General features: G+C 30.1%; 11 protein-coding genes. All 11 read right to left on the reverse strand.

All coding sequences use genetic code 11. The features are described 5' to 3' along the window. Position 1: 1 nt before the first annotated feature. Entirely contained in the window at positions 2–2,539 is a 2,538-nt protein-coding gene (locus Q0039_RS03785; RefSeq protein ID WP_297509303.1) for a T9SS type A sorting domain-containing protein, read from the reverse strand. Then, positions 2,536–3,690, reverse strand: a complete 1,155-nt coding sequence (locus Q0039_RS03790; protein WP_297509306.1) for a hypothetical protein — start codon at positions 3,688–3,690, stop codon at positions 2,536–2,538. Before Q0039_RS03790 ends, Q0039_RS03785 begins: the two co-directional genes overlap by 4 nt. Continuing rightward, the gene (locus Q0039_RS03795) at positions 3,678–4,697 is read right to left on the reverse strand and encodes an acyltransferase (protein ID WP_297509309.1); all 1,020 of its coding nucleotides are present in this window, start codon (positions 4,695–4,697) and stop codon (positions 3,678–3,680) included. The genes Q0039_RS03790 and Q0039_RS03795 overlap by 13 nt, the downstream gene beginning before the upstream one ends. Continuing rightward, positions 4,684–5,769 (reverse strand): glycosyltransferase family 4 protein, encoded by a 1,086-nt coding sequence (locus Q0039_RS03800; RefSeq protein WP_297509313.1) that lies wholly within the window; start codon positions 5,767–5,769, stop codon positions 4,684–4,686. The genes Q0039_RS03795 and Q0039_RS03800 overlap by 14 nt, the downstream gene beginning before the upstream one ends. Next, positions 5,766–6,956: a glycosyltransferase gene (locus Q0039_RS03805; RefSeq protein WP_297509315.1), complete on the reverse strand. Its 1,191-nt coding sequence runs from the start codon at positions 6,954–6,956 to the stop codon at positions 5,766–5,768. The genes Q0039_RS03800 and Q0039_RS03805 overlap by 4 nt, the downstream gene beginning before the upstream one ends. A 6-nt stretch (positions 6,957–6,962) precedes the next feature. Further along, positions 6,963–8,066 carry an acyltransferase gene (locus tag Q0039_RS03810; RefSeq protein WP_297509318.1) on the reverse strand — a complete coding sequence of 368 codons (1,104 nt, stop codon included), beginning with the start codon at positions 8,064–8,066 and terminating at the stop codon, positions 6,963–6,965. Positions 8,067–8,069: 3 nt separating this feature from the next. Beyond that, a complete protein-coding gene (locus Q0039_RS03815) occupies positions 8,070–8,756 on the reverse strand; it encodes a class I SAM-dependent methyltransferase (RefSeq protein ID WP_297509320.1) in 687 nt (228 codons plus the stop codon). A 65-nt stretch (positions 8,757–8,821) separates the two neighbouring features. Further along, positions 8,822–9,949, reverse strand: coding sequence for a glycosyltransferase (locus Q0039_RS03820; protein ID WP_297509322.1), 1,128 nt, complete (start codon positions 9,947–9,949; stop codon positions 8,822–8,824). Further along, positions 9,940–10,998: a glycosyltransferase gene (locus tag Q0039_RS03825; protein WP_297509326.1), complete on the reverse strand. Its 1,059-nt coding sequence runs from the start codon at positions 10,996–10,998 to the stop codon at positions 9,940–9,942. The genes Q0039_RS03820 and Q0039_RS03825 overlap by 10 nt, the downstream gene beginning before the upstream one ends. Beyond that, a complete protein-coding gene (locus Q0039_RS03830) occupies positions 10,985–12,442 on the reverse strand; it encodes an MOP flippase family protein (RefSeq protein ID WP_297509328.1) in 1,458 nt (485 codons plus the stop codon). Before Q0039_RS03830 ends, Q0039_RS03825 begins: the two co-directional genes overlap by 14 nt. After that, entirely contained in the window at positions 12,439–13,674 is a 1,236-nt protein-coding gene (locus tag Q0039_RS03835) for a hypothetical protein (RefSeq protein WP_297509331.1), read from the reverse strand. The genes Q0039_RS03830 and Q0039_RS03835 overlap by 4 nt, the downstream gene beginning before the upstream one ends. Positions 13,675–13,697: the final 23 nt, after the last annotated feature.

Here is a 13,697-nt window from a genome sequence, read left to right on the forward strand (position 1 = left end):
TTTAATTGTACTTAATTAATTTCTTGGTCGCTATAAATTTACCATCTGAAAAACGTATAAAATAGATTCCATTTTGTAATGAAGAAGTTGGAATCATTTTATTTTCAATCGTATTGGACTGAATTATCTTTCCGTTAAGGTCTATTATTTCATAATCCGTAGGCATAAATTCTGCACCTTCAATAAATAAAAAATCCTTACATGGATTAGGAAAAATACTTATGGGAAGCGCATCAAATGGTAAAGCACTTAAAGCCTGTATTATCGAATCAAATTGAGCTGTAGCTCCTATCGTGGAAGGCGCAACATACGCATTAGCTACCATTGAAATTTGTGTTCCTATTGGCAAATTTTGAAGTGATTTTATCTTAAAAATAAAGGTGATTTTCTGATTAACGGCTAAATTAATGTTCCTGAAAAATAATTCTATACTCGAGTTACTCATACGACTTGTAACTGCATAATTGGAATAAACAGGCCAAAATGTCCCGATTTCATAGTCACTATTTGCAATTGGAATTTGAATTGTTAATTGATTGAGAGGTTGTCCACTAGAATTTGTATACGTCACTGCATAATAGTGATATGCTTGTAAATTAGCAATGCTGATTGTATCACCTTGCAAACCTAACACCTCTAAGGGCAACAAATTCGAACCATTGTGAATCAATGTAAATGTATTATCATTGGGAAAAATATCCGTTGCGGCAGAAGGTGTTACTGTTCCCGTAAAAGACAATCCATTTGATGGTAGCCCACCGTTATGTTGAAAAGTGACTTGGATGTATCTGAATTCTCCTGACTTACAATTTTGAAAATTCCATGACAAAATACCGGGAGCGGCTCCATTTACTGCAATACTAGAATTGACAAATGAAAGATAATTAGAAGCAAAAGTCAATTCAATAATTCCGTTTGCATTAGTATTTCCATTATTCTTAATAACTAAACCAATCGTAAGCGAATTTGATGTACTCGTTACCGGGAAAACAACAAGTTCAAGATCATTACTGTTTGTTTGATGTCCAAAACAAAAGGAATTAACAAAAGGATTGTTAGCAGGAAAATCTACAGTTAAAATGGATGGACTATAATTAAAGTCATTCACATTTTGGATTTCAGGAACAACTAAATAATAATTAGGAGGTAATTGCTCAATAAAAATACCACTATCATTACTAAAATAAATCGTTTCTGAATTTGAATCAGAAACCCTTAATTTTATGTAAGGAAACGAGCTATCAGTTGTATCGCATTGGGTATTATTATTTGAATCAACTCGATTATTTATAGTTAATGTACTATAATTTTGAGGAGATTGGCAAAAATCATTTAAAATGCAATTTTGAACATTATAAAATGATAGTAAAAATTGAAGTAAATTACTTTCAGAATAGTCGCAACATATGTAGGCTAAAGTTCCATTATTTGAAAAGTTAATCAAATTCTCAATACTTCCATTTTTAATATTCAACTGTGTTAAAAAATTGTTTTGAATTTCAATAGTAGTAATCGAAGCGTTTGAAGAACAATCTAAACTTGTAATTTGATTATGATGGGCTATTAATGTAAATAATGATCCGTTGTTGGATAAATTTAAAGATTGAATGTTGTTAGTACTGCAATTTAAATTTAACAAATTAGGAAAATCATTTGTATTCATTTCAATTAACTGGTTATTGGAACAGTCTAAATTTTGAATTGCGCTAAGTCCAAAAAAACTAACATTCGTCAAAACATTATGCTGAAAATTTAGCACGTTGAGATTATTCAAATTTTGTAAAACCAATTGATTTAGATTATTATAAGAACAATCTAACAATACCAATTGATTTAGATTGATTAATGACAATAAGCTAAGTGAATTATGATCTATACGTAAGTTAATTAATTGCCCATTTGCACTACAATTAATAGCACTAATGTTGTTGTAAGAACAATCAAAAAATTTAAGTTCAACCAAATTGATTAAATCAAGTTGCGACAATTGATTATTATTACAATTGAAGGTTACTAATTGAACTGCTGCGGTTAAATTATTTATGGCAGTTAAATTATTATTACTGCAATTTAATTGGATTAAACTAGCGCACGAATTAAGATTAATTGTAGTAATTGAATTAAAAGAACAATCTAAAACTTCTAAAAGAGTTGCATTGGATAAGTTTAAAAATTGAATAGCATTGTTGGAGCAATTCAAAATAGTTAATTGGGAATTTGAACTAATATTCAAATTCTGTAAATTGTTATTACTACAATTTAAACCTATAAGATTGGTGAAATTACTTATTTCATTAATATTATTAATACCAGCTTCTTGAATATTTAAATTACCTATGGCAAGTGCCTCCGAAACTTCAATTTGGCTATTATTATTGCTATCGATAGCAACATAGTCTCCATTTAAATTTTGTGCAATAAAATTACCCGAATTGGCTTGTAATAAGCGCTGCTTAAAAACTTGATCGTTAAAATTTATCGTTTGCGCATAAAAAGGGAAACCAAGGAACAAAAACAGTAGGTTTAAATAAGTCTTCATGATTGTAAAGAGTTACGATTTTTTGTATTTAAATAGTAATAATGCCATAGTAAAAAGAAAATTATCGCAGGTAAAAACATGTTTCGCATACGCAACATAATCCCTAAATTTCCTAATGACTGCGATAATACAATTGACCCCGCCAAAAAAAATAATAAAGAAAATTTAATTGATAAAGGAGCCGCTTTTATACTTGAAAAATAGTTAAATCGAAAACCGACTAGAAACAAGATGAGTAAAAATACATTTTCTATAGCGGCTAAAAGCGTTGGAAAGCTAGTTACATCAAATGGTAACGGTCGAAACAAAAAAGTAAATACTTTTAGTAAAAAAGGATAATTACTAATATCAATCGCTGTTGAATTATTAGCACTACCTAGTTTGGCAGCTTTAATAGATGTGTAATTAGTAAAACTATCAATAGAAGCCTCTTCTAATTTTACAAATTCCATGACTTTGGGAAATAAAAGAAAAAATAAAATTCCCATTATACTAAACAAGGCCACTTTTTGATAAAAAGACGTTTTTTTTGAAAAATAAATTGCACCTGTTAATGAAATAATAATAAACAAACTAATGTGTGGCCTAACCAAGTAAGAAATCAGTAGTCCAATAGCAAACAAATACCACTTCGCTTTAAAATCTAATAACGATCGAGCAATCAAGCCAAGTGCTAAAAATAACAATGTATCTTTTCCAACAGCGCAGCTCCAAAAATGTAAGTTGGGAAGGAAAAACAACAATGGAAATAAATGAATTGTGTTAAACTTTGGATTTTTAGGTATTAATTGAATACAGGTGATGTAAAAATTACTCATACCTATAAACCCCAAAAAAGTATAGAGCATAGTTCCAGTAAAGTAACTTAAACCTAAAATTTTAGCTGGAAAATAATTGATCGCATAAATAAACAATGTTCCTTTTTGCTGTGTCAAACAGTAATAAAACGTCTCGCGTTCAAGTAGTGCTGCTTGACTCCAGTACCCAATAGAATCACCAAAAACAAAAAAGTAATAATAAAATCCAAATAATAAATGAAAAAAATAAATAAAGAGAAGGTTCGTGTAATTTACCTTACTCAGTCTTTTTTTTAGACGAAATAAATAAAAATAACTAGCAAGTGTAATAAACAGTATACCTAATAAATCCATATTCGTTTAAGATAATTGGAAACGCTCTTTTCAAAAATATTATAGTAAAACCAACTAGTTAAAATTACAAAGAATAAAATCAAAAATACTAAGAATAGAAATGAAAGTTCGGTTTGTACCTTAGGATAAAATCGAACAATGAGCATTTGTAATGGATTGTGAATTAAATAAATCGAGTATGAAATTGTTCCTAAAAATAAAAATGACTCTCTGGGTTTTACATTTATATCCAAGCACAACCAAATCAATACGCTACTGAAAAGTGTAAAAATGAAATTAGATAAAAACGAAATTTCATAATAGGCATTCCAAATTATCAACGTAAATCCAAAAAACAATACTATTGCTAAAGGTAACAATAAATTTATAGACACCTTTACCCCTCTATAGTATAGATTTGTAAGTAAGCAACCCATTACAAACTCTAGATTGTAGGGTGATAAAATAATTGGGTAAATGGAGGATTCAATGGAGGGTTGCAAAAAATAATTAATCAATATACACGTGGTCCATATTAAAATAATTTCTTTCCAAATTTTTGGAAAAATAAATACTGTAGAAAAAATTAAATAAAACAACATTTCATGACTAAGCGTCCAAGCTACCGACAATGCTGGTTTTCCTAATGGAATAAGGGTGATTGAAGTTAAAAAGTCAATTTCCTTATCTGAATTTGAAAAACTAGAAAAAAGGGAATACATCAAAAACAATCCTATACTGATGGGTAAAAAAGGAGTATAAATACGAATTAACCTCAATTTTAAAAACCTCTTAAATCCTGTAAAACCGTTATATTTATTCTGAGCATAGGAATATGAAATAATAAATCCAGAAAGTACAAAAAAGAAATCAACACCGTATTTACCAATATGACAAATAAATTTTAAATATGAATTGGAAAAATGATGATAATATTCAATCGAAATAAGTGCATGATGAATAACAACAAAAATTGCTGCAACGCCCCGAAAAATCTCTAATACAGGAAGACGATTATGGGTTGCCATATTGATTTACTTTTAAAATATCCAACAAAATATTAAAATTATGATCAATAGTATATTGCTTTTCTACTTCTTTTCGACCATTTGCTCCCATTGTTAGTCGCAACTCTTTTTGAGTAATTAATTGTTCCAAATAAAATTGCCATTCATTCATGTCATTGGCTAAATATCCATTTTTTTGATGCAAAATAACCTCGCAATTTTTTCCAACAGGAGAGGCGACTACGGGTATTCCTAAAGCCATGTATTGAATAATCTTATAGGCACATTTCCCTTGTTCCCATGGTGTATTCAATAAAGGCATAATTCCAATATCCATTTGATTTAAAAAATCAATTTCACTTTTTTCAGACCATTTTTTAGAAATGATTTCATCTAAATCATTTGGTTTATCCGCCCATTCAGCCCCAACAATATGCCATTCAATAGCATGTTTTTGATTTAAAATACGAATACAGTTTTCAAGTACTTTAAAGTATTTAAAGGTAGTTGGACTACCAATCCAACCAATCACAATTTTACGTCCTGTATCTGAAGTATTCTTGGGTTGAATTATATAACGATTTAAATCAATTACCGTAGGTAAAATAATTATTTGTTGAGCCCCAGCTTGCTGTGCATAATTTTTTAAATATTGATTACCAACAATAACAACACCGCTATAGCGCATAACTTTAGCAATCTTATTACCTAAAAACTTTTTCACGACTGTATTAGAATGACAATCATAATTATGAAAAATGGCATCATCGTAATCTACGATGTATCGTATTTTCAAAACCGATAAAAGTTGTTCAAAAAATGCTGGAAAATAGGGAAATAACTCTTTTTCAATAATTACTTTATCATATTTAAAAACCATTACTAATTGAAAAAATCTGCGAACATACAAATACAAAATTTTAAAAAATGCGTTTGATTTTTTTTGGTATAATTTTTCTAAATAAGCATCATCAAAAAAGGGATAGTACGTTACATCTATTGCGTTTAAATGGTACTTTTGTTCAAATTGATAACTTCGGAGCCTGCTACTTGCTCCTAAACGCGAATACTTCGTAAAATAAATTACCTTCATGATAACTTATTAAAAGTTTTAATATATTGATTAGCACATTTCTCTAATGAAAAATTTTTTACAGCAAATGCACGAATTTTATTTTGATCAAACTCCTTAGCTTGAAATAGGAATTCATTGACTAAGTGCATTGACTTTGTTGAAAAATGATTAAACACAAAACAACCTGGAGCTTCTTTCAATAAATCCTCAGTATCGCCTATACCTTTAGATGTAATAACGGGCAAACCCATTAATAAATACTCCGCCAATTTAATCGGAAAAACACCTCGCATACTATAACGAGGAATTCGCAAAGAAAAAGCAATATCTGCAGCAGATAAATACATTGGTACTTCATCAAAAAGTACTTTCTTTATTAGTACAAATTCTTTTTTGTTTTCAGGAATTATTCGCTCTGCATAAGCTACGTTAGTAGTCAAAATTAAAAATTTTCCTTTTTTTTGATGTTCCCGATAGCGACTGAAAATTTCGATCATTTCTTCCAAACAATACTGTGGCCCCAGAGAACCGCAGTACACAAAAACGATTTCATCTGAATCAATACTTAACCGTTCACGAATAATTTCTCTCGATTGTTTATCGGGCTTAAAAAAATCAACATCTCTACCATTAATCACTCTTGAAAATTTTTCAAATGATTTCCCCCCAATAGTTTCAGTATGAATATGAATCGATTTCTTTGAACGAGTTATCACTAAATCAGCTTTTGCGAGCATGAGATCTTCTTGCTTCTTTAAATAGCGATAGTGATAACTATTCATTTTAAGTTGTGCAAAATCAATTCGCTCCTCTAACGGTAATCCATCAGCATCAAAAATCAATTTAAAGCCATTCATTCGTAATTTATTGACCAATAAAGCAGGCATTATACTTCTTGGCATTACTATTGCTATTGAATGCTCTAAAATATACTTTTCAATAAATTTTCTCCCTTTGAATAAGGAATAAATACTACCAATGGTATTGGTTGGCTTTTTTATGACTTTTAAATGATGGTATTTTATATCCATCGAAGTGGCTGTTGCTTTAACTTTACTTATCTTGTTTGGATCACTCCAAGAAAATTGAATAACGTGGAAACGGTAGTCACTATTTAATTGAATCGTATTGAAAATAGGTAAAAAGAGCCCCTCCATATAATTGGTTTCTGCTCCATCCCAACTGATAAATAAAATTTGTTTCATTATAAATTATACAGCTATTTTGCTTGCATGACTTTGTATCACAGTATATCGATTCTTTAGCTTTAAAAATCTTTTTTCAAAAAAATGATACGAACAATAGGCAACTAGTATTAATAATGCTAAAGATAAAGCGTAAATCAATACATATTTAATTACTAAATTATCTATTTCAATTGAATTGATAAGTAATGAAGTGATATAAATGACAAGAGGATTATATACATACAACCCAAATGAAATTTTCCCTAAAAAATCAAAACTTTGTTTCTCTAAATTGACAATTGGATTACTTTTTTTTATTTGATTAATAATTATTCCTAAAGTAATCACAGCAACAATTTCATGATCCAATAATGAAGCTATGTGGAATTGATTGAATAAAATTAATAGTAAAAACATCCAACAAAAGACCTCTACCAAAGGATTCGTAAAATAGGTAATTATTTTGTTATAATTATATTTGACCAAAAATGCCCCTAAACCACCAATTACTAAACAACCCAAACGTGTGTAGTGGAAAAAAGTAATCACTCCATTAGGTGCATGCGTAATTTTTAGTATTAATTTAAAAAAAATAAAAAATAGAGGAAATAAAAGTGCAAATACAAAAATGGACTTTAATTTTCTAACTAAAACAGGCCAAAACAAATAAAACTGTTCCTCAACTCCCAATGACCAATAATGTCCAATCATATAGGTTAAATTATGATTTCCAGGATAAATATTGATGGTATCTTTAAATGAATTCCTAAAATTTGGAATCATAAATACAAAAAACAAAATACTCCAATTTAATTGTAAAGGATCATTAAAAACAACTACTATTATGAGGTATAAAAAATACAACGGCCAAATACGCAATATTCTTCGCCAATAGAATTTTTTTAATGCAATTGTACCTGTTTTCTCCTTTTCTTCTAAAAGCAAATACGTTATTAAAAATCCACTTAACGTAAAAAATATTGTTACTCCAAAATTGGCTAAATCCAATAAGGGCAACTTGGGTAAGAAAAAATAATCCAAACGATTATTTATATGACTTATCACTACTGCCAATGCCGCAATCGCTCGAATACCATTTAATCCTTTGAAATACAATCCCTTTTCCATCCTCTAGATGATAAAATTGTAGTGAATTCCTTGCACTAAAACTGCAAATGTTGGGTCAATAAAAAGAGGTTTCAAAGAAAGTTCCGCCGACAATATTGTAACTAATTTACGTTCACCTATTCTGTCAGCATTATCAATAAATATTGTGCAAGATGATGCAGTACGCCCCTCTAAAATTGCCGCATTGCTAACCCTACTATTCAGCTTATGGCGTTCCCATGCTGCCGGACCATCTATGACTACACAATCAAATTTTTTTGCTGGTGGTAGCTGTTCTTTTATACTTGCAGGATTGTATTCAAAAGAATTTTCGATAGATTCAGACTTAGTTGTTGGTGCATGAATAAATTTTACAAAATCATTTAGCCCTTCTTCATCTACTATTTTTTGCAACAAATTTATCCAACCTAAATCTTCCTCAATTGAAGTAATTTTTGTTTTTAATTTATTTTTTTTTATTAATCGAGCGACAATAATCGTTGATAATCCGGAACCAAATTCTAGATACTCTTCGCGTTTATTTACGACAATATCATTACAAACACAGGCTAGTGATCGAAATTTTAGACTTGAGGTTGTAAAAGGTAAATATGTACCATCATGGTATAATGAGTGCAACAAAAAAGAGGGGATATCTTCGTTTCTGTAGTTAAAAAACTTTCCTAAAACCTTTGAAATATAGGATTTCATTTTTCTTGCAAAAATAAAATGAAAACTTATCTACAGCAGTATTATTTAATAATGATAATGATTTATTAACCCAAATTTTTCATTAAACTTAAATACAAATTGGCAACATCACTAGAATAGGATTTCTCAGAATATTTTTGTGTAGCTTTTAAAAACCCTGCCGATCCAAATTCACTTCTTAAAACACTATCCCCATACAACTCAATTATTAAATGAGCAATTGCGTTCAAATTATATTCTTTAATTATATATCCTTGTTTTCCATCTTCAATAATATAAGGAATACCTCCTACATCTGTAGCAATCACGGGTAATTTATGCAACATTGCTTCGGCTAAGACTAACCCAAATGATTCCGTAGACGATAATAACATAAACAAGTCCATGATTTCATAATAGGGTTGCACATTATTTTGATAATCTGTAAATAAAACAATATCATCTACCGCCAGTTCTTTGGCTAATTCTTTATAATACGATAATTGTCGGCCACCTCCAACTAGTAAAAACTTGACGGGTAGTCCTTGCTTTTTTAAAATTGCGGCTATTCGAATACCATCTGAAAATCGTTTAACATGGTCATCATGCATTCTCCCAACGCTACCTATCACGAAATCCGTTGGTTGTATTTTTAATTTTAATTTTAATGCCGCTTTTTGATGGGCATCAAAATATATTGGATTGGCAACACCATTATTGATTAATAGGGATTTTTTTTCAGATACTTTCAAAGTACTTCGAAGATAATGTAAGGTTGCTGGTGATACAGCAATTACTTTATCCGATAAAAATGAAAAACAACGCATTAATAAATTAGCTTTCCAACTTCTTTTTATTGGAGCCGAAGTTTCTTCAATTAATATAATGGGGACACCACAAAGAAAACCATTGATCGCAGCCAATGTAACTCCTTCAAATACAGCGCCATGTACAATATGGGGCTTGTATTTTTTGATCATTTGTTGTACTTTTAAATGCCTATTCAAATGAAAAGGAGATTTCATTTTTCCTACCGAAATAACTTCAATTCCGAGGGCATCAAATTCGTTTATAAAATCTCCATAAGCATGCGTACACAAGATTTTTTGTTCAAACTTTGTAGGATCTAAATTTTTACAAAGCAAAAGTCTTCGACGTTCCACACCTCCTGAACCTATAGTCTCAACAATATGTAGAATACGAATTAGTTCCATGAAGTATATAGTTCTTCTAAATTTAAAACATATTCTGCCTCCGTAAACCCATTTTGAACCGTAAGTCTTCCTGCTGCTCCAATTTTTTGGCGCTCTTCTAAATTTAAATCAAAATAGGCATCAATTTTTGCAACCAACTCATTTTCATCTAGCGGATTAAATAACCATCCGTTGACTCCTTCCTCAATAAACTCAGGAACTCCTCCAACATTGGTACATAAACAAGGAATTCCTTGTTGCATTGCTTCCAAAACAGCAATTCCAAATCCTTCTGATTTAGAAGGCAATACAAACAAATCGCCTTGTGCTAAATAAGCCTCTGGATTTGGAACAAAACCGGTTATGGTAACTTGTTCCTCTAACTGTAAATTTTTTATTACGTTTTCTAAATTATTTCGCTCACGTCCGTCACCTACAAGAATTAATTTCAGATTTTTATGTTTTGTTTTTGTTATTGCCAGAAGGAGTATTTTCTGATTTTTAACGGTTTCCAAACGTCCTACGCAAATAATTGTAGTTCCTGATAATGTTGAATTATAAAACGGCTTAGATGCAACTGGGTTGTATATAACGATTCCTTTCTTTTCCTGGATTTCGCCAATTTTAATCAAATACTCTTTAACTGCAGCAGATACACAAATGACACTTTGGGTGTAGCGGTAAATTAGTCGCATTAATAATTGGGTTTTTTTGGAGTGTTTAGGAATTCCTATTTCTTCAGCAATTATAATTTTTACACCCGCTAATTTCGCTGCCAGAACGCCATAAAAATTAGCTTCTACAGCTGCTGTGTGAACTACATCGGGTTTAATTTTTTTAAACCATCGATACACTTTCCATAATGTTGGAAAATGAAATAATTTAAAATTTAAATTCAATAGCTCAACCGTAAATCCCCTATTCATTAACTCTGTGGAGGTAAATCCTCCATAACCTAAAGCAGCAAAAATATATTCATGTTGTAATTTTGACTTATCCTCTGTAAATGATAAATACTTCCGCTCTTGGCCACCAAAATCCAGTAATGTAGTTAATCTAACTATTTTCATAATTAAATTTTTGAAATAAAGTTCGCGACTTAACAATAAGCTGTGTTATAAATTTTCGTTCGAAAAAATAAAGCGAAGAAAAATAAGCGAGGAATCCAATAGCTATTTTGAGCACGAAATCTATAACTAATCCAAAATAAATAGTTTGATTTAAGATACAAACACAAACTACCATAATTATTACTGCCAACACAATATTCTTTAACACTGCAAAAACATCGACTAACTTAATTGCTAGTACAGAAATTGCTGTTGTATATACCGGATAAAATAGCAAAATGTTTGCAATTAAATAACTCCAAGCTACCCCCAGTATTCCAAAATTAACACCTATAATAAACGAGAGAATAAGTACAAAATTCACCATAATTGAAATCCTAAAGGCAATTTTAGTTTTTCCTAAAGCATAGTAAATTATTCCATTTAAAGTCACAATAGATTGAATAGCCCCTACAATACAGAGAAGCGATAAAACTGGGATCATTTCCCGCCACTCTTGACCTAAAAAAAGAAGTACGAATTCTTTAGAAATAAGTGCCAACCCAATAAGTAAAGGAAAAGTTATTAATGCAATGTATTTAATTAACTTTAAATAATTTAAGGCTAAAAGTGGAATATCGTTTTGCCGTTGGGAAAATGCCGGAAAAAATACTTTAGCAATTACCGTAGATAAATTTTTCACTGGTAATAACATTAATGAATAGGCACGTGTATAAATTCCTAATTGAACAGTACCCAAGCACTTACCAATAATAAAATTGTCAAAATTTCTAGACCAATAATTTAGGGCATTATCCCCAAAAGCATGGATGCCATAACCCCATATTGTTTGAAGCGCTGGTTTATTAAATCGTAAATTAGGACGCCAATTTGCTGTAGACCAAATCACAATTACGTTTATGAAGCTATTGGTTAAATACATTCCTACAACAGCCCAAACACCATACCCTTTTAGCGCCATGGTAATTGCAACGGCATACCCAAAAAATAATGAAATCCAATTGATTATTGCTTTTCGTTTAAAATTTAATTCTTTAATTAATAAACTAAATTGGACTACACATAATGCGTTTAAGATAAGGGTAAGACTACTCACTTTTACAACTAAACCTAAAATAGGTTGATTAAAAAATAGAGCGAGCCAGTTGGAAGCAAAATAAAACAAAAAGTACAGTCCAATTGCAAAAAAACAATTTAACCAAAACACAGATGAATAGTGCGTTGCATTAAGTTTTTGATTGTGAATTATGGCTGAACCAAAACCCATATCAATAAACAATTGCGCAAAATTAGTAAACATCAAAACTATTCCCGTAATTCCAAAAGTTGCTGGGCCCAAAAGACGTGCGATATATAAACCAAAAAGCATATTGGCTAATTGTACAATAACTTGGTCTGAAAATGTCCAAAATAAACTTTTCGTTACTTGCTTTCGTAAGCTCATAATTCCTGAAATGTTTGGTGCCAACGAGCAATAATTGCTGCATTATTAAAATTCTCTTTGACTTTATTTACATTTGAAGCCGTCGATTTAGCGATAACTGGATTGGTAAATAATTCAATAAGTTCATCGATTGTTTGTAACTCCAAATAATCAAGATTGGCGTTTTTAAACGTTTTATAATTTAGCCATGAACCTGTTATTACTTGAGTATTTGCATAAAGCATTTCCAAAACACTACCACTTAATGCGTCGGAAATAGGAACGTGAATAAAAATATCCGTTGCTAATCGCGAAAGCGCTAGTTCTTTTTTATTGTAAAAATGTTGATTAATATAATATGTTGTATTTGAAGCTATTAAGTGTTTTTCTAAAATTGATTTAAACGCTTCAAGTTCTTGAGGAGGGCAACCATAATTTAAATTAACTATTAAATGATAGTCTTTAGAATTATTTAGTTTCGAAAGCGTTTGGATAACTGCAATTTGTTGATTGGATTGATTTCCATTATGTCCTATAAGTATATTTTTTTTTGATGGATGAAATCCAAATTTTGATTTAAACTCTTGTATTTCCAATTCATCATTTCGATATAAATCAATATTTTCATAGGTGAACCGGTCCAATGGAAATAAATTTAAGCGTATCTTATCTTCTAAAGCCCTACCGTATTTGGCTAAAATTATTTCTTTCATTTCTGGAGTTTGACAGGTGATAATTTCAGCTCTATTCAATACTTTTTGAATAATGAAATGATTAAAATGATCGGATGTACGCAACAGATCTGAACCCCAAAATGAACAAATTATTTTTTTTTCTTTGGGTAACAAAAAAACATTCCGCACATAACTGTATTGCATAAAATGAAAATGGGCTATTGGAAAATCTTCAAAGGAATTATTTGCTTTTAAAAAAGCTTGCTCTTTTAAAAAATGAAATAAAAAATGAAATGCTTTTTTCCAATTCCCTTCAACAAAAATTAAATAGTGAAAAAAAATATACGTATACTTATTATAAAGAATTCTTAAAAAGGAATATACATAATAGCCTAAATGAGGATTAAAAACTACCTTTTGATTATCATACATCCAAGATTCATCTTTACTTTCATCATTTAAATCTTTAATGTAAGGTGCTGTAATCTGGTAATCGTTATGATGAATTTTTAATGCTGAATACAAGTAGGACAAGAAATTGTTTTGTCCCAATCCAAGCACTACTATATTTTTTGACATTTGATTTTGTTTGTATAAAATTA

Source organism: Flavobacterium sp., assembly GCF_027484945.1.
In the GTDB taxonomy this organism is placed as follows: domain Bacteria; phylum Bacteroidota; class Bacteroidia; order Flavobacteriales; family Flavobacteriaceae; genus Flavobacterium.

Bases quoted from the DNA above. Each gene is read 5' to 3' on its own strand.
- Q0039_RS03785 (WP_297509303.1), bottom strand. From the start codon at position 2,539: ATGAAGACTTATTTAAACCTACTGTTTTTGTTCCTTGGTTTCCCTTTT.
- Q0039_RS03790 (WP_297509306.1), bottom strand. From the start codon at position 3,690: ATGGATTTATTAGGTATACTGTTTATTACACTTGCTAGTTATTTTTAT.
- Q0039_RS03795 (WP_297509309.1), bottom strand. From the start codon at position 4,697: ATGGCAACCCATAATCGTCTTCCTGTATTAGAGATTTTTCGGGGCGTT.
- Q0039_RS03800 (WP_297509313.1), bottom strand. From the start codon at position 5,769: ATGAAGGTAATTTATTTTACGAAGTATTCGCGTTTAGGAGCAAGTAGC.
- Q0039_RS03805 (WP_297509315.1), bottom strand. From the start codon at position 6,956: ATGAAACAAATTTTATTTATCAGTTGGGATGGAGCAGAAACCAATTAT.
- Q0039_RS03810 (WP_297509318.1), bottom strand. From the start codon at position 8,066: ATGGAAAAGGGATTGTATTTCAAAGGATTAAATGGTATTCGAGCGATT.
- Q0039_RS03815 (WP_297509320.1), bottom strand. From the start codon at position 8,756: ATGAAATCCTATATTTCAAAGGTTTTAGGAAAGTTTTTTAACTACAGA.
- Q0039_RS03820 (WP_297509322.1), bottom strand. From the start codon at position 9,949: ATGGAACTAATTCGTATTCTACATATTGTTGAGACTATAGGTTCAGGA.
- Q0039_RS03825 (WP_297509326.1), bottom strand. From the start codon at position 10,998: ATGAAAATAGTTAGATTAACTACATTACTGGATTTTGGTGGCCAAGAG.
- Q0039_RS03830 (WP_297509328.1), bottom strand. From the start codon at position 12,442: ATGAGCTTACGAAAGCAAGTAACGAAAAGTTTATTTTGGACATTTTCA.
- Q0039_RS03835 (WP_297509331.1), bottom strand. From the start codon at position 13,674: ATGTCAAAAAATATAGTAGTGCTTGGATTGGGACAAAACAATTTCTTG.